The sequence below is a fragment of the Nocardioides endophyticus genome (genome assembly GCF_039543845.1).
Lineage (GTDB): Bacteria > Actinomycetota > Actinomycetes > Propionibacteriales > Nocardioidaceae > Nocardioides > Nocardioides endophyticus.
Map to the genome: position 1 here is coordinate 1 of NZ_BAABKN010000040.1, position 24545 is coordinate 24545.

Here is a 24545-nt window from a genome sequence, read left to right on the forward strand (position 1 = left end):
TTCAGCGCCGATGGTACTGCAACCGAGAGGTTGTGGGAGAGTAGGACGCCGCCGGACATTCTTTCGAACAGGGCCACCCCGTTGGGGGTGGCCCTGTTTCGCATTTCGGGGCAGTTTGCTGCCGGACGACGGGCCGCATGTCGTCCACAGGGAGCCTTCAGACAGCGTTCTCCACCGGCACGCCGTCGCTGGCAACCGCTCTGTCGGTGTGGCCCGGTTTTGTGGTGTGTGGAGGTGGTGTGCATGCCAGCACGGCAGAAGAGCCGGTCCGTGTCTGAAGTCGCGGTCAACGAGGTCCGCCTGGTCGGACGGGTCTCCCAGGCGCCGGAGGAGCGAGTGCTTCCCAGTGGCGACGTGCTCTGGACGTTCCGGGTAGTCGTACCGCGGCCGGCATCGTCGGGACGCAGCACGGTCGACGCCATCGAGTGCGCTGCCTGGAGCTCCCGCGCGCGACGGTCGGTCGCGTCGTGGCGGTCCGGCGACGTCGTGGAGGTTGCCGGTGCAGTGCGACGCCGGTTCTTCCGGACCGCCGGCGGCGCGGCTTCACGCGTGGAGGTGGAGGTGAGTCGCGGCAAGGTCATTCGTCGCGCAGGGAGCGGATGAGGACGCCCACGCTGGGCTTCGGCTGGAAGGAGGTCGCCTTCTCCGGCAGCAGGCGACCGTGCTCGGCGGCTCGAAGCACGTCGGTGAAGGCGGGGACCGGCATCAGCACGGCGAGTCCCCGGCGTCGGGCGACCGCGCTGAGGGCGTCATCGACGGAGTGGGCATAGCCGATGTCTGCCGACGGCTGCGGCAGGGTCGGCAGTACGTCCTCGTGCAGGATCTCGACTGCGAGCCGGTCGTCGGCTCGCGGGAGCTCGAGGGTTGCCCAGTCGTGCCCGTCGGTCACGACGACGGTCGTGGGTGCCAGGGCGGCGATGGCGTCCTGGGGTCCGGCGGCCATCTGGACGGCGGATCCGAGCTGTTCGAGGTCGGCCAATGACAGCCCTGCCAGGATGCGATGGATCGCACCGAGGAAGAGCGGGGTGTCCTCCTGGTCGACGAGCATGGCCAGGCCCGCGTCGGTGCCCGGTGCGAGGCCGGGGTGGTCGGCGCGCAGTTGTCCGTACGCGGCGTAGCGGTGGTGGCCATCGGCGATCAACGCGCGAACGTCGCGGAGCTTGTGGCGGACGCGGTCGAGGACGGTGGCGTCATGGATCGCCCAGACGCGGTGGTACTGCCCGGACCGGTCGGTGAACTGGTGGTCGGCCGCACCGGTTCGAGCGCTGTCGAGCAGCCTGCGCAGCTCAGCAGGTGCCTGGTGCGTGAGCAGGATCGGGGCCGGGTTCATGGCCATCTCGGCCATCCTGTCGGCGAGCTCGGTGGCCTGTGGCGGATGCACGCCCTCGTGCGGGAAGACGGCGACCTCATCGAGGTTCGTGGCGTCTCGGGTCAAGTCCAATGCGCCGACGAGGCCGCGGATCGTGACGCCGGACGTCGTGTACTCGTGCAGGTACAGCGCTCGCTGGTCGTCGTGGGTGACCTGGCCGGCGCGCTGCCAGGTCGCGAAGCGCTCTGCGACGTCACGGTAGGGCCGACCGAAGGACCGTGCCGAGGCCTGGGCTCCGATGCGGTTCGGCGCGAGCATGAGCGCCCGGAAGGGCTCCAGCCGGAACGGGCGGGCCACCAGAGTGGGGGTGGCCACGACGCCGGAGTCCATCGAAGCATCGTAGGGTGCGGCCACAACCACGACGCGGAGGAGGCGCTGTGCTCGGCACGTCGGACGAGGCGCTCTGTCGCGGATACGACCTGGCCATGCTCGACCTGGACGGAGTCGTCTACATCAGCGGGGAAGCGGTGCCGGGAGCGGCGCCGCACCTGGCGGCAGCTCGCGAGGCCGGGATGAAGCTGGCGTTCATCACCAACAACGCGGCTCGGACTCCGGAACGAGTGGCCTCACACCTGCGCGACCTCGGGGTCGAGGCGCAGGAGGACGACGTCGTCACGTCGGCGCAGGCCGCGGCGCGGCTGCTGGTTGAGCGCTTCGGCGTCGGCGCGCGGGTGGTGTGCCTGGGCTCGGAGGGCCTCGAGCAGGTGCTCCGCGCGGCCGGACTGGAGCCGGTAGGCGCTGAGGACGATGCCGAGGCCATCGCCACCGGGTACGGCCCGGACGTGCGATGGAGCGCGATCATGCGCGCAGCGGTGCGAATCCGAGAGGGCCTGCCGTGGGTGGCGAGCAACGCGGACCACACCATCCCGACGGCGTTCGGGGTCGCGCCCGGGCACGGCGTGCAGGTCGCGATGCTGCGTGACTTCACCGGCGTCGAGCCCGTGGTCGCCGGCAAGCCCGAGCGGCCGCTGCTCGACGAGACGGTACGACGGGTCGGTGGCCAGCGGCCGCTGATGGTCGGCGACCGGCTGGACACCGACATCGAGGGTGCCCGCCGCATCGGCCTGGACTCGCTCCTGGTGTTGACGGGTGTCACGGGGCTCGCCGAGCTCGTGGCAGCGCCGGAGGCGGTGCGACCGACCTACGTCGCACCCGATCTCGGCGGGCTGCTGGCACCGCACCCATCGCCGTCGTGCGAGGCGGGCGAGCACCGCCTGGGTGGCTGGTGCGGGGCCACCGCGGACGGTCGCCTCGTCGTGATCGGCGACGGGAGTCCGGAGGACTGGTGGCGGGTCGTCGCCGCGACCGCGTGGCAGCACCTGGACGATGTCGGCGAGCCGGTGGCCCTGGACGGCGTCACGCCGCCTTCAGGGGGGTAGCCTCGGGCGCATGAGTGAGACCGACCTGCCCGTCCCCGACGAGCCCGAGGCCACGCCGCCCGAGCCGGAGCGGGTGCGGACCGGAGTCGACTCGGTCGACGACGTGATCCGGGCGGTCGAGGAGCTCGAGGAGCGCCCGCTGGAGGAGCACGTCGGTGTCTTCGAGGCGGCGCACGCGGAGCTGCGCCGCGCCCTCGACCACACCGACCCGCCGACCGAGCCCGCCTGACCGTGCCCCCTCGACGCCTCCGTCTGGACGCCGAGCTGGTGCGTCGCGGGCTGGCCCGCTCGCGCGAGCACGCCAGCGAGCTGATCGCGCAGGGCCGGGTGAAGGTGAGCGGAGCCCAGGCCACCAAGCCGGCCACCGGCGTCACCACCGACGTCGCGATCGTGGTCAGCGAGGACCCGGACCGGCCCGACTACGTCTCGCGCGGCGGCCACAAGCTGGCCGGGGCGCTGGCGGCGTTCGAGCCGCACGGGTTCGTGGTGGCGGGCAGGCGCTGCCTGGACGCGGGAGCGTCGACGGGTGGGTTCACCGATGTCTTGCTGCGCCACGACGCGCGCGAGGTGGTGGCGGTGGACGTCGGCTACGGCCAGCTCGCCTGGCGCCTGCGGCAGGACGAGCGGGTATCGGTCCACGACCGCACCAACATCCGCGACCTGACGCCCGAGCTGATCGGCGGGCCGGTAGACGTGGTGGTGGGCGACCTGTCGTTCATCTCCCTGGAGCTGGTCCTGGACGCGCTGCTCGGAGTCGTCGTACCTGAAGCAGACCTGGCGCTGATGGTGAAGCCACAGTTCGAGATCGGCAAGGAGCGCCTCGGCAAGGGCGGCGTGGTCCGCGATCCGGAGCACCGGGCCGAGACGGTGCTCGGGGTCGCGTCAGCCGCCGCAAAGAGGGCCTGGGGAGCCCGGATGGTGGCGACGAGCCCGCTGCCGGGGCCGTCCGGCAACGTCGAGTTCTTCCTCTGGCTGCGCCACGGTGCCGCCGAGCTCTCAGACGAACAGATCCACAGCGCCGTGGTGGCAGCCGACCCACTGGGGGTTGCGGGTGAGAAGGTGGATCCGTGACCACCAGCACCGAGCCGGCCAACGAGTCGACGGGCGCCGCGGCCGAGGGCCGCCGCGTCCTGCTCGTCGCGCACACCGGCCGCGACGAGGCGCGCGAGGTCGCCCGCGCCTTCACCAAGGCGTTGACCGCCCACGGGATCGTGGTGCGCCTGTTCCCCTCCGAAGCAGCCGGCCTCGGGCTCGAACCCGGCGGCGACGGGATCGAGATCGCGCCGGACGCAGATCCGAGCGGCGGCTGCGAGCTGGTGCTGGTCATCGGGGGCGACGGGACGATCCTGCGTGCCGCGGAGCTGATCCACGGGACCCTCACGCCGGTGCTGGGCGTGAACCTCGGGCACGTCGGCTTCCTGGCGGAGGCGGAGTACGACGACCTGGAGTCGACGATCGACGCGGTCGTGCACCGTCGCTACACCTGGGAGGACCGGCTCACGCTCGACGTCTCCGTGCACCGCGACGGCGAGGTGATCGCCCGGACGTTCGCGCTCAACGAGGCCAGCGTCGAGAAGGCGGCCCGAGAGCGGATGCTCGAGGTGGTCGTCGAGATCGACGGCCGACCGCTCTCGCGGTGGGGCTGCGACGGAGTCGTGTGCGCGACGCCGACCGGCTCGACGGCGTACAACTTCAGTGCCGGCGGGCCGGTGGTGTGGCCCGGCGTCGAGGCCCTGCTCCTGGTGCCGATCAGCGCGCACGCGCTCTTCGCCCGACCGCTCGTGGTCGCGCCGACCTCGGTGATGGCGGTCGAGGTGCTGGCGCGCACGGACGGTGCCGGCGTGCTGTGGTGCGACGGTCGCCGGACCGTCGAGCTGCCGCCCGGTGCCCGGATCGAGGTACGCCGCGGCGAGGTGCCGGTCCGCCTGGTGCGGCTGCACGAGGCGCCGTTCACCGACCGACTGGTCGCGAAGTTCGGCCTACCGGTCGAGGGCTGGCGCGGCTCGACCGAGCGACGCCGCCGGATGGCGGAGGAGACCGATGCTTGAGGAGATCCGGATCTCCTCGCTCGGGGTGATCGAGTCGTCCACGCTCGAGCTCGGTCCGGGTCTCACGGTCATCACCGGTGAGACCGGAGCCGGCAAGACGATGATCGTCACCGCGCTCGGGCTGCTGCTCGGTGGCCGGGCCGACACCGGTGCGGTGCGCACCGGGGCGAAGACGGCGCGGGTCGAGGGGGTCGTCCGCCTCGACGGGCTCGCGGGCTTCGCTGAGGCGGTCGACGATGCCGGCGGCGTCGTCGAGGACGACCGCGTCGTGCTGGCCCGCAACGTGTCGGCCGAGGGCCGGTCTCGTGCGTTCGTCGGCGGTGCCTCGGTGCCGGTGACGGCGCTCGCGCAGGTCGCCGAGCCCTTGGTCGCCGTGCACGGCCAGTCCGACCAGCACCGGCTGCTGCAGGCCCGCGCCCAGCGCGAGGCACTCGACCGGTTCGGCGGGGCGCCGCTGACCGCGCTGCTGGCGACGTACACCGAGCTGCACCGACGGCTCCAGACCACCGAGACCGAGCTCGAGGAGGTGGTCGCCACGGCTCGCGAGCGAGCGCAGGAGGCCGACCTGCTGCGGTTCGGGCTCGGTGAGATCGAGGCGGTGTCGCCGGAGCCGGGGGAGGACGTCACCCTGGAGGCGGACGAGACCCGGCTGGGCTTCGCCGACACCCTGCGCACCGCTGCCGAGCAGGCCCGCGAGGCGCTCTCGAGCGAGGACGGCCACCCGGACGCGCTCACGACGGCGTACGCCGCGCGGACGCTGCTCGACGGGGTCCGCGAGCATGACGCGGAGGCGGGGCAGCTGGCCGACCGGCTGGCCGAGCTCACCTACCTGCTGTCAGATCTGGCGGCCGACGTCGCGTCGTACGCCTCCAGGATCGAGACCGACCCCGCTCGGCTCGCCGGCGTCTCCGAACGACGGGCGGCGCTGACGGCGCTGACCCGCAAGTACGGCGACACGATCGACGAGGTGCTCGCCTGGGCGGAGCAGTCGGCCACCCGGTTGCTGAGCCTCGACAACACCGACGAGCGGATCGAGGAGCTGCGCGGCGAGCAGGAGACCCTGCGCCGAGAGCTCGCCGCCGCGGCGGCCGCGTTGTCCGCGGCCCGCGCCGAGGCCGCCGGCCGGCTGGCCGCGGAGGTGACCGCCGAGCTCACCCTGCTGGCGATGCCGCACGCCCGGCTCACGATCGAGGTGCGTCAGGTCGAGGTGCCGAAGCCGGAGCAGCTGATCCACGGGCCGCTGCTCGTCGACGGCCGCTGGCTGCGGCACACCGGGTCCGGGATCGACGAGGTCGAGCTGATGCTCGCCGCCAACACCGGTTCGGAGCCGCGCCCGCTCAGCAAGGGTGCGTCGGGCGGTGAGCTGTCCCGCGTGATGCTCGCGCTCGAGGTCGCGTTGGCCGGCACCAGTCCGGTGCCGACGTTCGTCTTCGACGAGGTCGACGCCGGCGTCGGCGGTGCCGCGGCGGTCGAGGTGGGCCGCCGGCTCGCGCAGCTGGCCCGCACCGCCCAGGTGCTGGTCGTGACGCACCTGCCGCAGGTGGCGGCGTACGCCGATCGGCACGTCGTCGTCGAGAAGGCCTCCGACGGCTCGGTCACCAGCTCGGGTCTCACCGTCCTCGACGACGCCCAGCGGGAGCGGGAGCTGTCCCGGATGCTCGCCGGCATGGCCGACTCCGACACCGCGCTGGCGCACGCCCGCGAGCTGCTCGAGGTGGCCCAGGAGGTCCGCCGAGCCTGAACTGGGTGGCGGTCCTCACACCGACGCGCCCGGTTCCCGGCGGTTCGGCGTTCGCCCGTCGCGGCTTGGCAGCATGGCCCGCGTTATGAAGTCATCGGTCCAGAGAAGTCCTGTCGACGCCTTACCCGGGACGGTCGGGACCGCGCGGGTCGATCGTCGTACCCGCGACCTGCTGCCTCGGCTGCGCCCGGGCGACATCGCGGTGATCGACCACCTCGATCTCGACCGCGGCACCGCCCAGGCTCTGGTCGACGCCGGCGTGGTCGCCGTCGTGGACGCTGCCGCGACCATCTCCGGCCGCTACCCGAACCTCGGCCCGCAGACCCTCGCCGCGGCTGGAGTCGTCATCGTCGACGGCATCGGTGCGTCGGGGGTGGCCGGCATCACCGACGGCGCCGAGGTCCGGATCGACGACGGTGCCGTCTTCGTCGGCGGCGTCGAGGTCGCGAGCGGACGGGTCCTGGACGAGGACTCGGTCGCAGAGGAGATGGAGCTGGCCCGGACCGGGCTGGCCACGCAGCTGAGCGGGCTGACGCACAACAGCACCGAGCTCCTGCGCCGCGAGCAGGACCTGCTGCTGCACGGCCTCGGCGTACCCCGACTGGCCACCCCGATCGCGGGCCGGTCGGTGGTCGTGGTGGCGCTCGAGTACGACCACGAGGCCGAGCTTGCCGGCGTACGTGCGTTCCTCCGCGAGCAGCACCCGGTCGTCATCGGTGTCGGCGCGGCCGCGGACGCGCTGCGCCGGGCCGGCGTACGCGTCGACATCGTGGTCGTCGACGCCGCCGAGGACCTGCCATCGGCGGCCGCACTGCGCGGTGCCCGGGACGTGGTGGTCCGTGCGGACCGTGGGAGCACTCCCGCGGTCGCCGAGCAGATCGAGCGGCTCGGGGTCCGCCCCTCCTTGATCGAGACCGCAGCAGCGCCTGCCGACGCGGCTCTGGTGCTCGCCGACGCGGCTGACCCGACGATCATCGTCGCCGTCGGGATGCGCGCCACGATCTCCGAGCTCCTCGACAGCCAGCGACCGGGTGCAGCGGGCACCTACCTGACCCGCCTCAAGCTGGGACCCCGGCTCGTCGACGCCGCGGCCGTGCCGCACCTGTACTCCGGCCGGGTCCGGCCGTGGCACCTGCTCCTGGTGATGCTGGCGGGCTTCGTCGCGCTGGCGGCGGCCATCTCCGTGACCCCGGTCGGCCATGAGTGGGCGCAGACACTCGCCGACACCTGTTCCGACCTCTACGACCAAGCACTGGGGCTGTTCTCGTGATCTCCTACCGACACCACATCGTGTCGCTCGTCGCCGTCTTCCTCGCTCTCGCCGTCGGGGTGGTGCTTGGAGGGGGCCCGCTCAGTGACCTCGGCCGCGAAGACCGGGCAGCATCGGCGGCGACCGCTCCGGCGCAGCAGGCGCGGCGCACCGCCGACTTCGGCGACCAGTTCGCCGCGGCGTCGGCCGGGACGTTGTACGCCGGACGCCTCGCCGATCATCGGGTCGCGGTCATCGCCATGCCGGGTGCCGAGGCGGACACCACGGCGGCCCTGACCGAGCAGGTGAGCGCGGCTGGAGGCCAGGTCTCCGGCACGTACGCCGCCCGCCCGGCGCTCACCGACCCCGCCCAGAAGTCGCTCGTCGACACGCTCGGCAGCCAGCTGATGACCCAGGTCGGGGACGCCGTCGACTCCGACGCCTCGACGTACCCCCGACTCGGTCAGCTCCTGGCCCTGGCGTCGACCGGTGACGGAGCGGATGCACAAGCCGTCCGGGACAGCCTCGCCGGAGCGGAGCTCGTCGACACGTCCAAGGACGCCAAGCCCGCCGAGGTCGTCCTCGTGGTCCTCGGTGACCACACCGACCCGGCGATCCTCTCGGGCCTCGCGAGCGGCCTGGCCGCGAAGGCGACCGGGGTGGTGGTCGCCGGCGACACCGCCGCCGGTGCGTCCGGGGGAGACCTCGTGACGTTGCGTGCCAACCCGGCAGTCGAGGCAGCGGCGACCGTCGACGGAGCCGACACGGCGCTCGGTCAGGTGACCGTGACGCTGGCGCTGATCCGGTCCCTGACCGTTCCTGGTGGGTCCTTCGGTGCGTCGGGTTCGTCGGGAGCCGTCCCCCTCAGCTGACGACTGCGGCCCGTACGTGCTCCAGCGCCTCGGCGAACGACCCGCGCTCAAGCTCCTCGGCCCACGCCTGGTCCGGGTCCCCGAGCGGCAGAGCGGCGGCGCCGTCGACATCGGCGATCACGCCCATCGAGTTGACGACACGATAGACCTCGCGCGCGAAGTCCTGCTTCATGGGCTCAAGCCTCCCGATCGAGGGGATCGGGGCGCCCTTGCGGCGCAGGATGAACAGCGAAGACTCGCCGACGACGGCTGTGCGACCCTCGACCGCATCCGGCGAGTTCGGCCCGAACTCGAGCGTGATTCGGCCGGGGGTGGATCCGACCGGCTTGCCGCTGAGGACGTCGGTCAGCTCAACGGTGTAGGCGGTGATCTCGGAGGTCATGGTCTCGTCCCCTTCGGACTCGACCCAGGTCGGCCCCGGCTTCACGGCGACCACCGTTCCGAGGGCAACAAGGTCCGCCGACCTCACCAGGCTCGCCAGGGAGCCGTACGACTCGACCTCCCAGCCGTTGATGTAGTGGACAGCCCACGGACTGGATTCCTTCTCGGTGCCGACATCGGCGCCGGTGTCCCGCGCGAGCCTGTCGGTGGCAACCGAGGATGGTGCCGACGGACCGGCCGAAGGGCTCGTCTCGCCCGCGACATTGCCGCACGCCGTGAGCAACATGAGCATCACTGTCGCCGTAGCCAGGCGAATGGGAGTAAGCATGCCCGCCGCTCCTAGTAGTTGGCGAAGACTTGGTTGACGTCCTCCGCGGAGTAGGTGTTCGCCAGCGAGTTGTTCGGAGTCGTGTTGGTCTTCATGCAGGAACTCGATGTATCGGAAGCGTCTTCGTTCCGAAGGCCGACGGTGTGTCCGAGTTCGTGACAGGCAAGTGCGCGCCGCTCCCAGGTCGTATCCCAGGATCCCGACAAGGCGTAGTTGATCCGCAGCACCTGGCCATAACACCAGCGGTTGGGGTGGCTTCCGCCTAGCGTTGCGGACGCCGGACAATCGGTCCATCCGTAGGCCGCCACGTCCCCGAACTCGCCGTCCATGATGCGCACGTCGAAGTCCGAGCCGTCGACATACGTCCAGGTGAAGCCAAACCGCGGAAACTGGTTGTTGAGCGCCCATTGGGTCATGTCGCCCGTCTTGGTCAACGTGTCGAAGTAGTCGACTCTGTGACTCTTGTTGTTCGCCAACCAAGGCCCGCCCGCAACGGAACCGAAGGTGGCGTGGGCGGGACTCGATCCGAGCATCGGAAGTACAAGGATCGCGATGCCACTGACCAGGCCAGCGCGCCCGAGCCCAGTGAATCGGCCCACCCGACTGAAGATCCGTCGTGGATCCCTCGCCGAGTTTCGCCTGAGACGTCGGCACCTTCCACCAGCCACACCTCCGTGGTCGACCAATGGACGTCGGACGTGGTTGGCGTCAGCTTCTTCGTCCACCTTGGTTCGACTGTAGGGTCCATCGACCCGGCATCGAACGATTCGCGGCGACGCATGTAGAAGGATCGGGAAGTACTCCGGGTTCTTGCAACGCGGGTGACAAGCTAGGTGGTCGGTGACCGCGACGGTCGCGCTGGTCCGGTCTTTGACGACTCGGGCGGATCCTTCGGTGCGTCGGGTTCGTCGGGAGCCGTCCCCCTCACGTAGGATCGAGTTCCGTGAACAACCGGACGCCCACCAAGCATGTATTCGTCACTGGGGGCGTCGCCTCTTCTCTCGGGAAGGGCCTGACGGCCTCGAGCCTCGGCAGCCTTCTGAAGGCGCGCGGTCTCCGCGTGACCATGCAGAAGCTGGACCCCTACCTGAACGTCGACCCGGGGACGATGAACCCGTTCCAGCACGGCGAGGTGTTCGTCACCAACGACGGAGCCGAGACCGACCTCGACATCGGCCACTACGAGCGGTTCCTCGACACCGACCTCGGCCAGATCGCCAACGTGACGACAGGGCAGGTCTACTCGAGCGTGATCGCCAAGGAGCGCCGCGGCGACTACCTCGGTGACACCGTGCAGGTGATCCCGCACATCACCAACGAGATCAAGGAACGCGTCCTGGCCATGGGCGGCCCCGACGTGGACGTCGTGATCACCGAGGTCGGCGGCACGGTCGGCGACATCGAGTCGCTGCCCTTCCTCGAGGCCGCGCGTCAAGTGCGCCACGACATCGGTCGCGGCAACGTCTTCTTCCTGCACGTCTCGCTCGTGCCCTACATCGGCCCGTCCGGTGAGCTCAAGACCAAGCCCACCCAGCACTCGGTGGCCGCGCTGCGCCAGGTCGGCATCCAACCGGATGCCGTGGTCTGCCGCGCCGACCGGGAGCTCCCGGAGTCCATCAAGCGCAAGATCTCGCTGATGTGCGACGTCGACCAGGAGGCCGTGGTCACCGCCGCGGACGCGCCGTCGATCTACGACATCCCGAAGGTGCTGCACCGCGAGGGTCTCGACGCCTACGTCGTACGCCGCCTGGACCTGCCGTTCCGCGACGTCGACTGGACCGTCTGGGACGACCTGCTCCGCCGGGTGCACCACCCCAAGGAGGAGGTCACGATCGCCCTGGTCGGCAAGTACATCGACCTCCCCGACGCCTACCTCTCGGTGGGCGAGGCGCTGCGCGCCGGCGGCTTCGCCCACGAGGCGAAGGTCAACATCCGCTGGATCGCCTCCGACGAGTGCTCGACCCCGCACGACGCCGCCCGCAACCTGCACGACGTCGACGCGATCTGCGTGCCGGGCGGGTTCGGCGTACGCGGCATCGAGGGCAAGCTCGGCGCGCTCACCTACGCCCGCACCCATGGCATCCCCACGCTCGGCCTGTGCCTCGGCCTGCAGTGCATGGTGATCGAGTACGCCCGCACCGAGCTGGGCCTGACGAAGGCCGGCTCCACCGAGTTCGACCCGGACACCCCGGAGCCGGTCATCGCGACGATGGCCGAGCAGGTCGACTTCGTCGAGGGCGCCGGCGACCTGGGCGGCACCATGCGACTCGGCCTCTACCCGGCCGCCCTCAAGGAGGGTTCGATCGTCCGGGAGGTGTACGGCGAGCCGATGATCGAGGAGCGGCACCGGCACCGCTACGAGGTCAACAACAGCTATCGCGACCAGCTCGAGGAGGCCGGCCTGGTCTTCTCCGGCACCTCGCCGGACAACAACCTGGTCGAGTACGTCGAGCTGCCCCGCGACGTGCACCCCTACTACGTGGCGACCCAGGCACACCCCGAGCTCCGCTCGCGCCCGACCCGCCCGCACCCGCTCTTCGCCGGGCTTGTCGGCGCGGCGATCGAGCGGCAGAAGGAGTTGCGCTTCCCGATCGACGAGAGCAAGCTGCACCGCGCGGACGAGGACTGAGCCGGGTGCCCGAGCTCGCCGGCCCCGCCGCCGCGTGGCCAGTCGTCGAGAGCGAGCATCGGTACGACGGCGGCTGGGTGGTGAAGCTACGAGAGGACCAGCTGCAGCGGCCGGGCCACTCCGAGGACGAGCCGTTCAGCCGGCTGGTCCTGGAGCACCCCGGCGCCTCGGTGGTCCTGGCGGTCGACGACCAGGATCGGGCGCTCTGCCTCTGGCAGTACCGGCACCCTGTCGAGCGCTCCCTGCTGCAGCTGCCGGCAGGGCTGTGCGATGTCGACGGCGAGGAGCCGCTCGGAGTGGCGCAGCGCGAGCTGGTCGAGGAAGGCGGCTTCGAGGCCGCCGAGTGGACGCACCTGGTCTCGTCCTACTCCTCGCCGGGGATCTCCCAGGAGGTCGGGCACTACTTCTTGGCCCGCGGGCTCACGGAGGTGGGTCGAGGCGACTTCGAGCCGGAGCACGAGGAGGCGGAGATGCAGGTCCGCTGGGTGCCCGTGCAGGAGCTCGCCGACGCGGTGCTCGCGGGCGGTCCGGTCGACGGTCACCTCGCGACCGCCGTACTGGTGGTGACGGGGCGCGGTCTAGCCGGATCGGCTCGCGCACGGGACTAGGCTCGTGTCGCCACAGCGTCGTGGCACAGATCACCGAAGGAGCTTCACGTGAAGGTCGGCGTTCCGAAGGAAGTCAAGAACCACGAGTATCGGGTGGCGATCACGCCGATCGGGGTGCATGAGCTGGTCGCGCATGGCCATGAGGTCTTCATCGAGCAGGGTGCGGGTGTGGGGTCCTCGATCCCGGATGAGGAGTACGTCGCGGCCGGCGCGGTGATCGTGGCGGACGCGGATGCGGCGTGGGGTGCGGACGGCAGCATCGAGATGGTGCTGAAGGTCAAGGAGCCGGTGGCGGAGGAGTATCACCGGATGCGGGAGGGGCTGACGCTGTTCACCTACCTGCACCTGGCCGCGGACAAGCCGTTGACCGACGAGCTGCTGGCGCGCAGGGTCACCGGGATCGCCTACGAGACGGTGCAGCTGCCGTCTGGTGGTCTGCCGCTGCTGTATCCGATGTCGGAGGTCGCCGGGTGTCTGGCGCCGCAGGTGGGTGCGTACTCGTTGTTGAAGGCGCAGGGCGGCCGGGGTGTGCTGATGGGTGGTGTCGGTGGGGTCGCGAACGCGAAGGTCGTGATCATCGGTGCCGGGGTGTCGGGCCAGAACGCCGCGAACATCGCGCTGGGGATGGGCGCGGACGTGACGTTGTTGGACACGGACCTGGACAAGCTGCGGATGTCGTTTTGGCGTTACAACAACCGGGTCCACGGTCTGGCCAGCTCGAAGCTGGCGTTGGAGCAGCAGGTGCGTGAGGCGGACATGGTGATCGGGGCGGTGTTGATCCCGGGTGCGGCGGCGCCGAAGCTGGTGTCGAACCAGCTGGTCTCGGAGATGAAGCCGGGTTCGGTGCTGGTGGACATCGCGGTGGATCAGGGTGGGTGTTTCGAGGACACGCATGCGACGACGCATGCCGATCCGACGTACCAGGTGCACAACTCGACGTTCTACTGCGTGGCGAACATGCCGGGTGCGGTGCCGAACACCAGTACGTATGCGTTGACGAATGCGACGTTGCCGTATGCGGTGGCGTTGGCTGACAAGGGTTGGGCGCAGGCGTGTCGTGATGACCGGTCGCTGGCGCTGGGGTTGAACACCCATGCCGGGCAGCTCACCAACGGACCGGTCGGCGACGCGGTCGGCATCGACGCCGTCAGCCTGGACGGAGTCCTCGCTGAGTGACGTACAGCGCGCGGTCCGCACCTACCTCGACCATCTCTCGGTCGAGCGCGGGCTCGCGGCCAACACCCTGACGTCGTACCGGCGCGACCTGCGTCGGTACGTCGGCTATCTCGCGGAGCGCGAGGTCGACGACCTCGACCAGGTCACCGAGGCGACCGTCATCGACTTCCTGGTGCGGCTTCGCGAGGGCGACGCCGAGCACCCCGCGCTGACGTCGACGTCTGCGGCGCGGACGGTGGTGGCGGTGCGGGGCTTCCACAAGTTCGCCGTCGCCGACGGCCTGGCCTCGACCGACCCGGCCAGCGGCGTGAAGCCACCCACGCCCGCCAAGCGACTGCCGAAGGCGCTGCCGCTCGCCGATGTCGAGGCGATCCTGGAGGTGGCGGGCGCGCCGGGGACGACCCTGGCGCTGCGCGACCGGGCGCTGCTGGAGCTGCTCTACGGCACCGGCGCTCGCATCTCCGAGGCTGTCGGTCTCGACGTGGATGACTTGGACCCGATGGACGGCACCGTGCTGCTGCGGGGCAAGGGCAGCAAGGAGCGGATCGTCCCTGTCGGCTCCTTCGCTCGAGAGGCGATCGACGCCTACCTGGTGCGCGGCCGGCCCGAGCTGGCGTCGGTCGAGGCGTTGGCGACCAACGGAGGAGCGCTCTTCCTCAATGCCCGCGGTGGCCGGCTATCTCGTCAATCGGCGTGGTCGGTCCTGGTGAAGGCCGCCGACCGCGCGGGCGTCACCAAGGACGTCTCGCCGCACACCCTGCGGCACTCCTTCGCCACCCACCTGCTCGACGGCGGCGCCGACGTCCGCGTCGTGCAGGAGCTGCTCGGTCACGCCTCGGTCACCACGACCCAGGTCTATACGCTCGTCACGGTCGACAACCTCCGCGAGGTCTTCGCGACCGCCCACCCGAGAGCCAGAGACTAGACCTGATGACGTACGACGCCGACGCAGTGCTCGACGACATCACGGCGTACGCCGGGGGTCTCGGCCTGGAGCTCTACCCGCACCAGGAGGAGGCGGTGTTGTCGATCCTGGCCGGCGACAACGTCATCCTCGCGACGCCCACCGGGTCGGGGAAGTCGCTGGTCGCGGTCGCCGCGCACAAGGCGGCGATGGCCTCGGACCGGGTGTCCTTCTACACCGCACCGATCAAGGCGCTGGTGAGCGAGAAGTTCTTCGCGCTGTGCGAGGTCTTCGGCGCCGACGACGTCGGGATGCTGACCGGTGACGCGTCGGTGAACCCGGACGCCCCGATCATCTGCTGCACCGCCGAGGTGCTCGCCAACATCGCGCTCCGCGAGGGCAAGCACGCCGATGTCGGGCTCGTGGTGATGGACGAGTTCCACTTCTACGCCGAGCCCGACCGCGGCTGGGCCTGGCAGGTGCCGCTGCTGGAGCTGCCGCAGGCGCAGTTCCTGCTGATGTCGGCCACCCTCGGCGACGTCACGGAGCTGGCTGCGGACATCTCCCGGCGCAACGGTCGGGACACGACCGTCGTGGACGACGCCGTACGCCCGGTGCCGCTGAACTTCTCCTGGCAGCTGACGCCGCTCATCGAGACGCTCGAGGAGCTGGTGACGACCGGGCAGGGACCGGTCTACGTCGTGCACTTCACCCAGAAGGACGCGGTCGAGGGCGCGACGTCGCTGCTGAACGCCGGGTGGGCCTCCGCCGACAAGGCCCAGCGCGACGAGCTGGCCGAGCGGCTGGCGGGCTTCCGGTTCGGCGCCGGCTTCGGCAAGACCCTCTCCAAGCTGCTGCGGCGGGGGATCGGCGTGCACCACGCGGGGATGCTGCCGCGCTACCGCCGGGTCGTCGAGCAGCTGGCTCAGGCCGGGCTGCTCCGCGTCATCTGCGGCACCGACACCCTGGGTGTCGGCATCAACGTGCCGATCCGGACCGTGCTCTTCACCGCCCTCGCGAAGTACGACGGCAACCGGTCGCGAGTGCTGCGCAGCCGGGAGTTCCTCCAGATCGCGGGCCGCGCCGGGCGGGCGGGCTACGACACGGCCGGGTACGTCGTCGTACAGGCTCCTGAGCACACCATCGCCAACGAGAGGGCCAAGGCCAAGTCGGCCGCCAAGAACGCGGCCATGAGCGCCGAGAAGCAGGCGAAGCGGGGCAGCAAGGCGCAGCTCAAGAAGCCGCCCGAGGGCACCGTCGTGTGGACCGAGCAGACCTACGACAAGCTCGTCGACGGGCTGCCCGAGCCGTTGGTGTCGCGGATGAAGGTCGACAACGCGATGCTGATCAACGTCCTCGCTCGCGAGGAGGACGCGTTCGAGGTGATGCGCCGGCTGCTCATGGACAACCACGAGGACCGCCGCCAGCAGCTTCGGCTGGCCCGGCGTGCGCTGCGGCTCGCGCGGTCGCTGGTGCGGTCGGGGACGCTGACGCGGCTGGACGAGCTCGACGAGTTCGGGCGGCGCTACGTGATGACCGTCGACCTGCCTGCAGACTTCGCGCTCAACCAGCCGCTGGCGCACTTCGCGCTGGCGGCGCTCGACGTGCTCGATCCCGAGTCCGAGGACTACACGCTCGACATCGTCTCGGTCATCGAGGCGGTGCTGGAGGGACCGCGGCAGATCCTCTTCCAGCAGCAGTACGTCGCGCGCGGCGAGGCGGTCGCCGAGATGAAGGCCGACGGCATCGAGTACGAGGAGCGGATGCTGCTGCTCGAGGACGTCACCTGGCCGCAGCCACTGGCCGAGCTGCTCACCGCGACGTACGAGATCTATCGCGAGCGGCACCCGTGGCTCCGAGAGGATGCGCTGTCGCCGAAGTCGATCGTGCGCGAGATCTACGAGCAGGGGATGAGCTTCACCGACTTCGTGAGCCGCTACCAGCTCGCCCGCTCGGAGGGGTTGGTGCTGCGCTACCTGACCGACGCCTACCGGACGCTGCGGCAGACCGTGCCGGAGGCGCACCGCACGCCCGAGCTCGACGACCTGGTCGAGTGGCTGGGGGAGACCGTGCGACAGACCGACTCCTCGCTCCTCGACGAGTGGGAGGCGCTGTCGGACCCCTCGCACGTCCGGACGGATGTCGCGCACCACGAGCCGCCGCCGTCCCCGCGCGCGATCTCGAAGCAGACTCGCGCCTTCCGCGTGATGATCCGCAACGCCATGTGGCGCCGCGTCGAGCTGGTCGCGCGCGACAACCTCGACGGCCTGATCGCGATGGAGCGGGCCGCCGCGGACCGCACCGACCCGCCGGCCGAGGTGGTGATGACGCGCTCGGCCTGGGACGCGGCGCTCGAGGAGTACTACGCCGAGCACGAGCGGGTGCTGCTGGACGCCGACGCCCGCGGGCCGGCGCTGCTCACGGTCACCGAGTCCGGCCGTGCCTGGGAGGTGCGGCAGACCATCCACGACCCCGAGGGTCACCACGACTGGGTGATCGACGGGGTCGTGGACGTGGACGCGTCGGACGAGACCGGTGAGCTGGTGCTGGCGGCGGTCGCGATGCAGCGGCTGGGCGGCTAGCTCCGTTCGTCCAGCCAGTCGTCGCGCGCGGCGACGGCGGCGTCCGGGTAGTCCGCGAACAGGCCGTCGACACCGGCGTCGAGGAAGGCCGTGAGCTCGGCGTGGACGTCGCCGTCGGCGTTCGGGTCGGTGCCGATCCGGAAGTTGGTCGCCATGAACTGGTTCTCGTTGCGAAGGGTGAAGACCACGACCTTCAGCCCGGCGCGGTGGGCGTCGTCGACGAGCGCACTCGGCTCGCCGGTGGCGCCGGTCGCCGGGTCGCGGGGGAGCACCAGATCCTTGTTGGGGCCGACCCAGTCGGCGTACCGCGAGATCGAGCGCAGCCCGCTCGGCGTCACCATGGCGGCGTACGTCGTGCCGGGCTGGTCGACAGGTCCTCCGGCAGCGTCGACGAGCTGCTCCAGCGGCAGCTTGGTCATCCGGTCGAGCTGGCGGAGGTTGCCGATCTCGAAGGACTGGATGACGACCTTGTCACGCTTCGAGTCCAACCCGAACCGGTCGAGCGTGCGCAGCATCGGCTCCTCGAGGGAGAGCCCGATGGAGTCGAAGTAGGTCGGGTGCTTGGTCTCCGGGGCGATGCCGATGGTGCGGCCGGTGCGACGCTCCTCGCGCTGCACGAGGCGGAGGACCTCCGCGAAGGTGGGGACCTCGAACCGGCCGTTGTACGCCGTGTTGTCGGGGCGCACCTGCGGGAGGCGCTCCTTGGCTCGCAGGGTCTTGAGCTCGGAGAGCGTGAAGTCCTCGGTGAACCAACCGGTGACCGCCCGGCCGTCGATCGTCTTGGTGGTGCGCCGGCTCGCGAACTCGGGGTGGGCGGCGACGTCGGTGGTGCCGCTGATCTCGTTCTCGTGGCGGGCGACGAGCACGCCGTCCTTGGTGGAGACCAGGTCGGGCTCGACGTAGTCGGCGCCGAGTTCGATGGCGAGGCGGTACGACGCGAGCGTGTGCTCGGGTCGGTAGCCGGAGGCGCCGCGGTGCCCGAACACCTGGGGCACGGCATGGTGGCCGTGCCCGGCCCCGTGGTCGTGGACGGGACGGTGGTCGTGCGCCTGGACGGGCGCGATCGCGATGAGCGGGACGGTGAGGGCGGCGCCGAGGGCGCCGAGCATGATCCGAGTAGTCATGCCTCGATGGAAACCGGCGCAGGTGACCTGCGGGCGAGGACGGGGTGAACGATGCCTACCCGACGGAGCAGAACCCGCCGCGGCAGGAGTTCAGCCAGGTGCGACCGCGCTTCAGCGAGCCGATCTGCTTCTTGCCGCCGCCGTCGTCGAACCAGAGCATTGACCACAGGGGCGGAGTGGCCAGGGTGCGTGCGGCGCGGGAGATGACGGCAGGGTCCCAGGCGCCATCGGGGCTGTCGTGCGGGCCGGCCTCGGTGATCGCCATCCGCTTCACCTTGGCCGCGACCGCGTCGTAGCCGCCGACGGGGAGCTCGTCAGCCGGGGCGTTCGACTCGTAGTCGTACGAGTCCATGCCGGCGAGGTCGAACTTGGCCGGGAGCAGCCTGACGGGATCTCCGATGTGGTCGCCGGTGACGGCATTGAAGCTGTAGGCCCAGAGCAGGTTGTGCACGCCAGCTGCCCAGGCCTTCTGCTGCAGGAGCGACCAGAGCTTGCGATAGAGGGCCGGGTCCGGGTGTCCCCACCAGAACCAGTCGCCGTTGGCCTCGTGGAACGGGCGGAAGACGACGGCGACACCCGCGGCATCGAGCTGCTGGAGGAGCACGAGGCGCTCGGCGTACACCGCCCAGAACGACTGGTACGCCGCGGATTCGGGATGGTCGACGAGCGCGCCGAGGTCGTGCCAGCCGCGGTCGTTGTAGGCGCCGCCGCTGCCCGGGTTGGCCGGATGCCAGGACATGCTGAGCACGGCGCCGGCCCGAGCCTGTGCGATCAGTGCATCGACCGGCGCCACCGGGAAGCCGTAGTCCCGGCTCGCGGCCAGCTCCTCCAGGTCGAAGCCGACCACGCGGACCTGACGAGCGCCCAGGACGGTCAGGGGGTCGGCGTACGCACTCGTGGAGACGTTGAGCTGCTGCCCGACGCCCATCGCGCCGGCCGCCCGCCACCGGTCGAGCCGGGCAGCGAGGCAACGGGCGGCGGGACCGGCCTGGGGGTCGACGAGAGCGGGTCGCGGGGTGCAGCGGGGCGGGGACTCCGAGACGTTCAGGCTGGTCACGGGAGAGGTCGCGCGCCGGTCACGGCGCACGGACTTGCGCAGCACCCGGAACCGCTGCTCGCCCGCGACCGCGGTCGACAGGCGGAGCCGGGCGGTGCCGTCGGCGTCGGTCCGGGGACGCGCGGTGGTGACCCACCGGCCCTCGGCACGGCGCTGCACCACCAGCCGGACACCACGCGCGGCCGGCCGGAGCCGGACGTCGAGGGTCGCGGGCTCACCGACCGGGACGGTGCCGGGGGCGACGCGTGCCGTCAGCGTCGCCTTCGGCGGCTTGTGCGGGCGCGCAACAGAGGCCGCCCCGGACGCGATCAGTCCCACCGCGAGCAACCCGGTCAGTACGAGCCGAACGGCACCCCACCGTTGCACCGGATCAGCCTAGTGTCGGGTAGGACATCCGGTGAGTGCTCAGGACAAGTCGCGGCGAGCCCTCAGGTACCGCCCACGGACGGCCGATTCTGCTGGTAGAAACACCAGGAAGATCGCTCGACCGGAAGCAGGACAGCATGACCCCGCCCGTCGCCGTGCGACGCCGGCGCCTCGCTGGCGGAGCCGCCGTACTTTCGCTGCTCGCCGGAGGCCTGGTGGCTGCCGCGTCGAGCGTTCCCTCTGGTCCGCTCGCGGCTCCGTCGGCCGCTCTCGGTCTCGTGCACGCCCAGGACGCCGTACGGCTCCGGAAGCCGTCGCCGATCGTGCTCAGCGCGCCGACGTCGGTCCGGGCCGGCTCGCGGATCCGGTTCGACGGCGATGTCGTGGTGAAGGCGAAGAAGCCGCGCAGGGTCGAGGTCTTCGAGCTCAAGGCGGGCCGCTGGCGCGTGGCCGGCAGGACCACGTCGAAGCGCAACGGCACCTTCGCACTGCGGATCGCCGCCGGCAGCGTGGGCGGGTCGCGGGTCTTCCGGGCCGAGGCTCCGGCCGTTGGCGGGCTTGCGGGGCTGCGCACCGGCAAGCTCAAGGTGAAGGTCGCGGCGGCGGCCACCACGTCGACCGGCCCGGTCATCCCCGGCGGTGACGGCTACGACGCCGCCGAGGGCCTGCCGAGCGGGTACGTCGCCGCCGGGTCGAAGTCGGACTGGTCCTACTTGTTCGACCAGACGCCCAACGCGTTCGGCAGTCGGTGGGATCCATGCACGGTGATCACCTGGTCCTACAACCCGACCGGTGAGGCCTACAACGCCCTCCCGGACGTCAAGCGTGCGTTCGCGAAGATCGCGGGAGTGTCCGGTCTGAAGTTCCTGTACGGGCGCAGCCAGACCGAGTACCGCTACCTCGGAGGCGACCACGACCTCGACTTCACGCTCGAGAAGATGGTCGTCGGGTGGGGCAACAAGCACCAGTTCCCGGACCTCGCGCCCGACCAGTACGGCGACGCGGTCGGCATCGGCGGCGGCGCCGCGCAGCCGGTGGCCGGGGCCGACGTGGACCTGAAGATGGTCCGGGGCTACCTCACGCTCGACAACGACGGTGGGATCGCGCTGGCGCCCGGCTTCAACGGCAGCGGCTGGGGCCAGGTGATGATGCACGAGATCCTGCACGCGCTCGGCCTCGGCCACGCGAAGAACGCCAACCAGCTGATGTACGGCACGGCCACTCCGCTGAACTACCAGTTCGGCGCCGGGGACATCACCGGCATGACCAAGGTCGGGGCCGCCGCCTCCTGCCTGCCATGACCCGCCCGTAGGCTGGTCACATGGCCGATGTCGAGACGACCCACAACCCCGACGAGCACCGGTACGAGGCGCACCTGGACGGCGAGCTCGCCGGCTTCGCGGTGTACGAGCTGACCGACAGGCTGGTCATCTTCACGCACACCGAGGTCGACTCGAAGTTCGAGGGCAAGGGCGTCGGCTCGGCGCTGGCGCGGTTCGCGCTGGATGACGTACGCGCGGCGGGCACCCGGCAGGTGCTGCCGCTGTGCCCGTTCATCAAGGGCTGGATCGGCAAGCACCCGGAGTACGCCGATCTCGTGCACGCGTCGCCCGCGAGCGCCGCGACCGACTGATGTCGGTCTAGTTCGTCCTCCACAGGTAAGTGCACAGGCAACCCCCAGCCTGTGCACCCACGCGGGCGCGAGTGCACAGATTTCCCAGTCTGCTTGGGGGTTTCCGCCCCGCTGTTGTCGCTGTCGGAGGGCGGTCCTAGGCTCGCCGGAAGTCGACCACAAGTCGCCGTGTCGACAAGTCGTGAGGAGCGTGGGATGAGCACAGGTGGCACGTCCCGAGTCCAACATCTTGCGAGCGAGATGCCGCCCCCGGTCCGTACGACTCCTTCCCCCGATCCGCGAGATGAGCTGCCTGTGTCCGACCCTCTGCCCTTCGAGCGCCCCGCGGTCGCCGAGCCCAAGCTCGGACCGACCGGTCGCCCGATGCCCGACCTGCCCGAGCCGGGACCGGTGAAGAGCCATGGCCGGGCGCGCGTCGTCTCGATGTGCAACCAGAAGGGTGGCGTCGGCAAGACGACGACCGCGATCAACCTCGGGGCGTCGCTGGCCGAGTTCGGCCGCAAGGTTCTGCTCGTCGACTTCGACCCGCAGGGCTCGCTGTCGGTGGGGCTCGGCCTCAACCCGCACGAGATGGACCTGTCGATCTACAACCTCCTGATGGACAAGGACGTCGCGCTCGACGAGGTCGTCGTCCCCACCGGAGTCGCGGGCATGGACCTGCTGCCCTCCAACATCGACCTCTCCGCCGCCGAGGTGCAGCTCGTGCACGAGGTCGCCCGTGAGCAGACCCTGCAGCGGGTGCTGGCGCCGGCCCTGTCCGAGTACGACGTCATCCTGATCGATTGTCAGCCCTCGCTCGGGCTGCTGACCGTCAACGCCCTGACCGCGTCCGACGGCGTGATCGTGCCCCTGGAGTGCGAGTACTTCGCCCTGCGCGGCGTCGCCCTTCTCAAGACCACGATCGACAAGGTCCGCGAGCGGCTCAACCCCAAGCTCGAGATCTACGGCGTCCTCGGCACGATGTACGACGGCCGCACGCTGCACAGCCGCGAGGTGATGGAGCGCCTCGTCCAGGCCTGGGGCGACACGGTCTTCCACACGGTGATCCGCCGGACGGTGAAGTTCTCCGACGCGACCGTCGCCGGCGAGCCGATCACGGCGTACGCCTCGAGCTCCGCCGGTGCTGACTCCTACCGTCAGCTGGCCAAGGAGGTGCTGGCTCGTTGGCCCGACGAGTGAGCCTGCCCGCGGCCGACGACCTCTTCCGCCGTACGGCGCCGACGGCCGAGCCCGCACAATCCCCGGCGGAGGTCGTTGCTGCCGCGGACCAGGCGGAGGCGGAGGACGCCGAGACCGGTCGCAAGAAGCCCAGCGGTCGGGTGCGGCACGACGAGAAGATGACGGTCTACGTGACCTCCGACGAGCTGCTCGACATCGAGCACGCCCGGTTGGGGCTGCGCCGCTCCCACGGGCTGGCCGTGGACCGGGGTCGGCTGGTGCGCGAGGCGATCGCCATGGTGCTGGCCGACTTCGAGGCCAACGGTGACGACAGCGCGCTGGTCCGACGATTGACCGAGGAATGACCACCCCGGTCGTCGACCCGACGGCGGGCGAGGCTGCGCCGGCCTTCGCCCTGCATCTCGACAACTTCGAGGGCCCGTTCGACCTGTTGCTCAACCTGATCTCCAAGCACAAGCTCGACATCACCGAGGTGGCGCTCTCCAAGGTCACCGACGAGTTCATCGCGCACGTGAAGGCCGGGGGACCGGTCTGGGACCTGGAGCAGACCACGTCGTTCCTGCTCGTCGCCTCGACGCTGCTCGACCTCAAGGCGGCCCGGCTGCTGCCGTCGGGTGACGTCGAGGACGAGGAGGACCTCGCGCTCCTCGAGGCGCGGGACCTGCTCTTCGCGCGGCTGATGCAGTACCGCGCGTTCAAGCAGGTCGCCTCGGTGCTCGAGCTGCGCCTCGCCGGGGAGTCGAAGCGGCACCCGCGTGCCGTCGGCCTGGAGGAGCGGTACGCCGGGCTGCTGCCGGAGGTGCTGATCGGCATCGGCCTGGAGCAGTTCGCCCAGCTCGCCGCGAGGGCGCTGGAACCCAAGCCGGTCCTCGAGGTGTCGCTACACCACATCCACGCCGCCAAGGTGAGCGTGCGCGAGCAGGCGGGGTTGGTGGTCGATCGGCTGCGGCGCAACGGCTCCATGACATTTCGGGCTCTCTGCGGTGACTCGCCCGACCGGCTCACGACGGTGGCGCGGTTCCTCTCGTTGCTTGAGCTCTTCCGCGAAGGCGCCGTCGGGTTCGAGCAGCTGACGCCGCTGGGCGAGCTGACCGTACGGTGGACAGGTGACGAAGACGCCGACGTGGATGAGCTGATCACCGACGAGTTCGACGGCGCCCCGCCCGAGGTCGGCGACGTACGAGCAGTGGAACCACAGGAGGAGGACCGCGATGAGCGAGACGACTGAGGCCGAGGTCGAGGTCGAGGAGACGCTCGCCATCCCCGTGGCCGCGCTGCGCCCGGCGCTGGAGGCACTCCTGATGGTCGCCGACCAGCCGATGGAGACGATGGCGCTCGCGACCGCCGTCGGCTATCCGACCGACGAGGTCACCGCGGCGCTGACGGCGCTCGCGCAGGAGTACGACGAGCAGGGCCGCGGCTTCGAGCTGCGCGACGTCGGCGGTGGCTGGCGCTACTACACGCGCGAGGAGTACGCCGCGGTCGTGGAGGGCTACGTCCTCGATGGACAGCAGGCGCGGCTGACCCAGGCGGCGCTCGAGACGCTGGCCGTGGTCGCCTACAAGCAGCCGGTCTCCCGGGCGCGTGTCTCGGCGATCCGCGGTGTCAGTGTCGACGGGGTCATGCGCACGCTGCTCAATCGCGGCCTGGTCGAAGAGGCCGGGAGCGACCACGAGACCCAGGCGAACCTCTACCGGACCACCAGCTACTTCCTGGAGCGGATCGGGATCCAGTCGCTCGACGACCTGCCCGAGCTGGCGCCGTACCTGCCCGACATGGCGGACCTGGAGGACGAGCTGGCCGAGATGGTCGCGCCCGCCCCCATGGCCAGCGAGCCCGCTCCGGAGGAGCACCCGCACTCGTCGCCGCACAGCGGTGACGGCACCGAACCGGACGGCGGCACCGAACCGACATGAACCT

The 24545-nt window shown here is 70.7% G+C and carries 24 protein-coding genes; 19 read left to right on the plus strand and 5 right to left on the minus strand.

Features of this window, described 5'->3' with window-relative positions:
- Positions 1 to 243: 243 nt before the first annotated feature.
- Positions 244 to 603 (plus strand): single-stranded DNA-binding protein, encoded by a 360-nt coding sequence (locus ABEA33_RS26385; protein WP_345530127.1) that lies wholly within the window; start codon positions 244 to 246, stop codon positions 601 to 603.
- Here ABEA33_RS26385 and ABEA33_RS26390 read toward each other — a convergent pair.
- Positions 578 to 1699: a DUF1015 family protein gene (locus ABEA33_RS26390; RefSeq protein ID WP_345530128.1), complete on the minus strand. Its 1122-nt coding sequence runs from the start codon at positions 1697 to 1699 to the stop codon at positions 578 to 580. The two genes, ABEA33_RS26385 and ABEA33_RS26390, sit on opposite strands and share 26 nt — an antisense overlap.
- A gap of 47 nt (positions 1700 to 1746) precedes the next feature.
- On the opposite strand from ABEA33_RS26390, the gene ABEA33_RS26395 reads away from it, so the two are divergent.
- From ABEA33_RS26395 to ABEA33_RS26425, 7 genes are all read left to right on the plus strand, one after another.
- On the plus strand, positions 1747 to 2748 hold the full coding sequence (locus tag ABEA33_RS26395) for an HAD-IIA family hydrolase (protein WP_345530129.1): 1002 nt from the start codon (positions 1747 to 1749) through the stop codon (positions 2746 to 2748).
- 10 nt (positions 2749 to 2758) lie between these two features.
- Positions 2759 to 2977 carry a hypothetical protein gene (locus ABEA33_RS26400; RefSeq protein WP_345530130.1) on the plus strand — a complete coding sequence of 73 codons (219 nt, stop codon included), beginning with the start codon at positions 2759 to 2761 and terminating at the stop codon, positions 2975 to 2977.
- Between the two features lie 2 nt (positions 2978 to 2979).
- Positions 2980 to 3819 carry a TlyA family RNA methyltransferase gene (locus tag ABEA33_RS26405; protein ID WP_345530131.1) on the plus strand — a complete coding sequence of 280 codons (840 nt, stop codon included), beginning with the start codon at positions 2980 to 2982 and terminating at the stop codon, positions 3817 to 3819.
- Positions 3816 to 4796, plus strand: a complete 981-nt coding sequence (locus ABEA33_RS26410) for an NAD kinase (protein ID WP_345530132.1) — start codon at positions 3816 to 3818, stop codon at positions 4794 to 4796. Before ABEA33_RS26405 ends, ABEA33_RS26410 begins: the two co-directional genes overlap by 4 nt.
- On the plus strand, positions 4789 to 6537 hold the full coding sequence (gene recN / locus ABEA33_RS26415) for a DNA repair protein RecN (protein WP_345530133.1): 1749 nt from the start codon (positions 4789 to 4791) through the stop codon (positions 6535 to 6537). Before ABEA33_RS26410 ends, recN begins: the two co-directional genes overlap by 8 nt.
- A gap of 85 nt (positions 6538 to 6622) precedes the next feature.
- Positions 6623 to 7807 carry a putative cytokinetic ring protein SteA gene (gene steA, locus ABEA33_RS26420; RefSeq protein ID WP_345530134.1) on the plus strand — a complete coding sequence of 395 codons (1185 nt, stop codon included), beginning with the start codon at positions 6623 to 6625 and terminating at the stop codon, positions 7805 to 7807.
- On the plus strand, positions 7804 to 8658 hold the full coding sequence (locus ABEA33_RS26425) for a copper transporter (protein ID WP_345530135.1): 855 nt from the start codon (positions 7804 to 7806) through the stop codon (positions 8656 to 8658). The genes steA and ABEA33_RS26425 overlap by 4 nt, the downstream gene beginning before the upstream one ends.
- Here the strand turns inward: ABEA33_RS26425 and ABEA33_RS26430 are convergent.
- Positions 8651 to 9367, minus strand: coding sequence for a hypothetical protein (locus ABEA33_RS26430; RefSeq protein WP_345530136.1), 717 nt, complete (start codon positions 9365 to 9367; stop codon positions 8651 to 8653). The two genes, ABEA33_RS26425 and ABEA33_RS26430, sit on opposite strands and share 8 nt — an antisense overlap.
- An 11-nt stretch (positions 9368 to 9378) precedes the next feature.
- Entirely contained in the window at positions 9379 to 9966 is a 588-nt protein-coding gene (locus ABEA33_RS26435; protein ID WP_345530137.1) for a zinc metalloprotease, read from the minus strand.
- A 344-nt stretch (positions 9967 to 10310) separates the two neighbouring features.
- Between ABEA33_RS26435 and pyrG the strand changes: the two genes are divergently transcribed.
- From pyrG to ABEA33_RS26460, 5 genes are read left to right on the plus strand one after another with little or no spacing between them, the layout of a single operon-like run.
- Positions 10311 to 11996 (plus strand): CTP synthase, encoded by a 1686-nt coding sequence (pyrG, locus tag ABEA33_RS26440; protein ID WP_345530138.1) that lies wholly within the window; start codon positions 10311 to 10313, stop codon positions 11994 to 11996.
- 5 nt (positions 11997 to 12001) lie between these two features.
- A complete protein-coding gene (locus ABEA33_RS26445; RefSeq protein ID WP_345530139.1) occupies positions 12002 to 12604 on the plus strand; it encodes an NUDIX domain-containing protein in 603 nt (200 codons plus the stop codon).
- A 48-nt stretch (positions 12605 to 12652) separates the two neighbouring features.
- Positions 12653 to 13780 carry an alanine dehydrogenase gene (gene ald, locus ABEA33_RS26450; RefSeq protein WP_345530140.1) on the plus strand — a complete coding sequence of 376 codons (1128 nt, stop codon included), beginning with the start codon at positions 12653 to 12655 and terminating at the stop codon, positions 13778 to 13780.
- Positions 13698 to 14705 carry a site-specific tyrosine recombinase XerD gene (xerD, locus tag ABEA33_RS26455; RefSeq protein ID WP_345530141.1) on the plus strand — a complete coding sequence of 336 codons (1008 nt, stop codon included), beginning with the start codon at positions 13698 to 13700 and terminating at the stop codon, positions 14703 to 14705. Before ald ends, xerD begins: the two co-directional genes overlap by 83 nt.
- Before the next feature lie 5 nt (positions 14706 to 14710).
- Positions 14711 to 17266 carry a DEAD/DEAH box helicase gene (locus ABEA33_RS26460; protein ID WP_345530142.1) on the plus strand — a complete coding sequence of 852 codons (2556 nt, stop codon included), beginning with the start codon at positions 14711 to 14713 and terminating at the stop codon, positions 17264 to 17266.
- Here the strand turns inward: ABEA33_RS26460 and ABEA33_RS26465 are convergent.
- Both ABEA33_RS26465 and ABEA33_RS26470 read right to left on the minus strand, forming a co-directional pair.
- Complete coding sequence (locus tag ABEA33_RS26465; protein ID WP_345530144.1) at positions 17263 to 18390, minus strand: glycerophosphodiester phosphodiesterase; 1128 nt, start codon at positions 18388 to 18390, stop codon at positions 17263 to 17265. The genes ABEA33_RS26460 and ABEA33_RS26465 overlap by 4 nt on opposite strands.
- Before the next feature lie 55 nt (positions 18391 to 18445).
- Complete coding sequence (locus ABEA33_RS26470; protein ID WP_345530145.1) at positions 18446 to 19813, minus strand: glycosyl hydrolase; 1368 nt, start codon at positions 19811 to 19813, stop codon at positions 18446 to 18448.
- Between the two features lie 137 nt (positions 19814 to 19950).
- Between ABEA33_RS26470 and ABEA33_RS26475 the strand changes: the two genes are divergently transcribed.
- The 6 genes from ABEA33_RS26475 to scpB all read left to right on the plus strand — a co-directional run bounded on the left by ABEA33_RS26475 (position 19951) and on the right by scpB (position 24541).
- Positions 19951 to 21114, plus strand: a complete 1164-nt coding sequence (locus tag ABEA33_RS26475; RefSeq protein WP_345530146.1) for a matrixin family metalloprotease — start codon at positions 19951 to 19953, stop codon at positions 21112 to 21114.
- Positions 21115 to 21134: 20 nt separating this feature from the next.
- Positions 21135 to 21446: a GNAT family N-acetyltransferase gene (locus tag ABEA33_RS26480; protein WP_345530147.1), complete on the plus strand. Its 312-nt coding sequence runs from the start codon at positions 21135 to 21137 to the stop codon at positions 21444 to 21446.
- 363 nt (positions 21447 to 21809) lie between these two features.
- Positions 21810 to 22625 (plus strand): ParA family protein, encoded by an 816-nt coding sequence (locus tag ABEA33_RS26485; protein WP_345530166.1) that lies wholly within the window; start codon positions 21810 to 21812, stop codon positions 22623 to 22625.
- On the plus strand, positions 22610 to 22969 hold the full coding sequence (locus tag ABEA33_RS26490) for a hypothetical protein (RefSeq protein ID WP_345530148.1): 360 nt from the start codon (positions 22610 to 22612) through the stop codon (positions 22967 to 22969). The genes ABEA33_RS26485 and ABEA33_RS26490 overlap by 16 nt, the downstream gene beginning before the upstream one ends.
- Positions 22966 to 23853 (plus strand): segregation and condensation protein A, encoded by an 888-nt coding sequence (locus ABEA33_RS26495; RefSeq protein ID WP_345530149.1) that lies wholly within the window; start codon positions 22966 to 22968, stop codon positions 23851 to 23853. Before ABEA33_RS26490 ends, ABEA33_RS26495 begins: the two co-directional genes overlap by 4 nt.
- The gene (gene scpB, locus ABEA33_RS26500) at positions 23837 to 24541 is read left to right on the plus strand and encodes an SMC-Scp complex subunit ScpB (RefSeq protein WP_345530150.1); all 705 of its coding nucleotides are present in this window, start codon (positions 23837 to 23839) and stop codon (positions 24539 to 24541) included. Before ABEA33_RS26495 ends, scpB begins: the two co-directional genes overlap by 17 nt.
- The last annotated feature ends 4 nt before the right edge of the window (positions 24542 to 24545 follow it).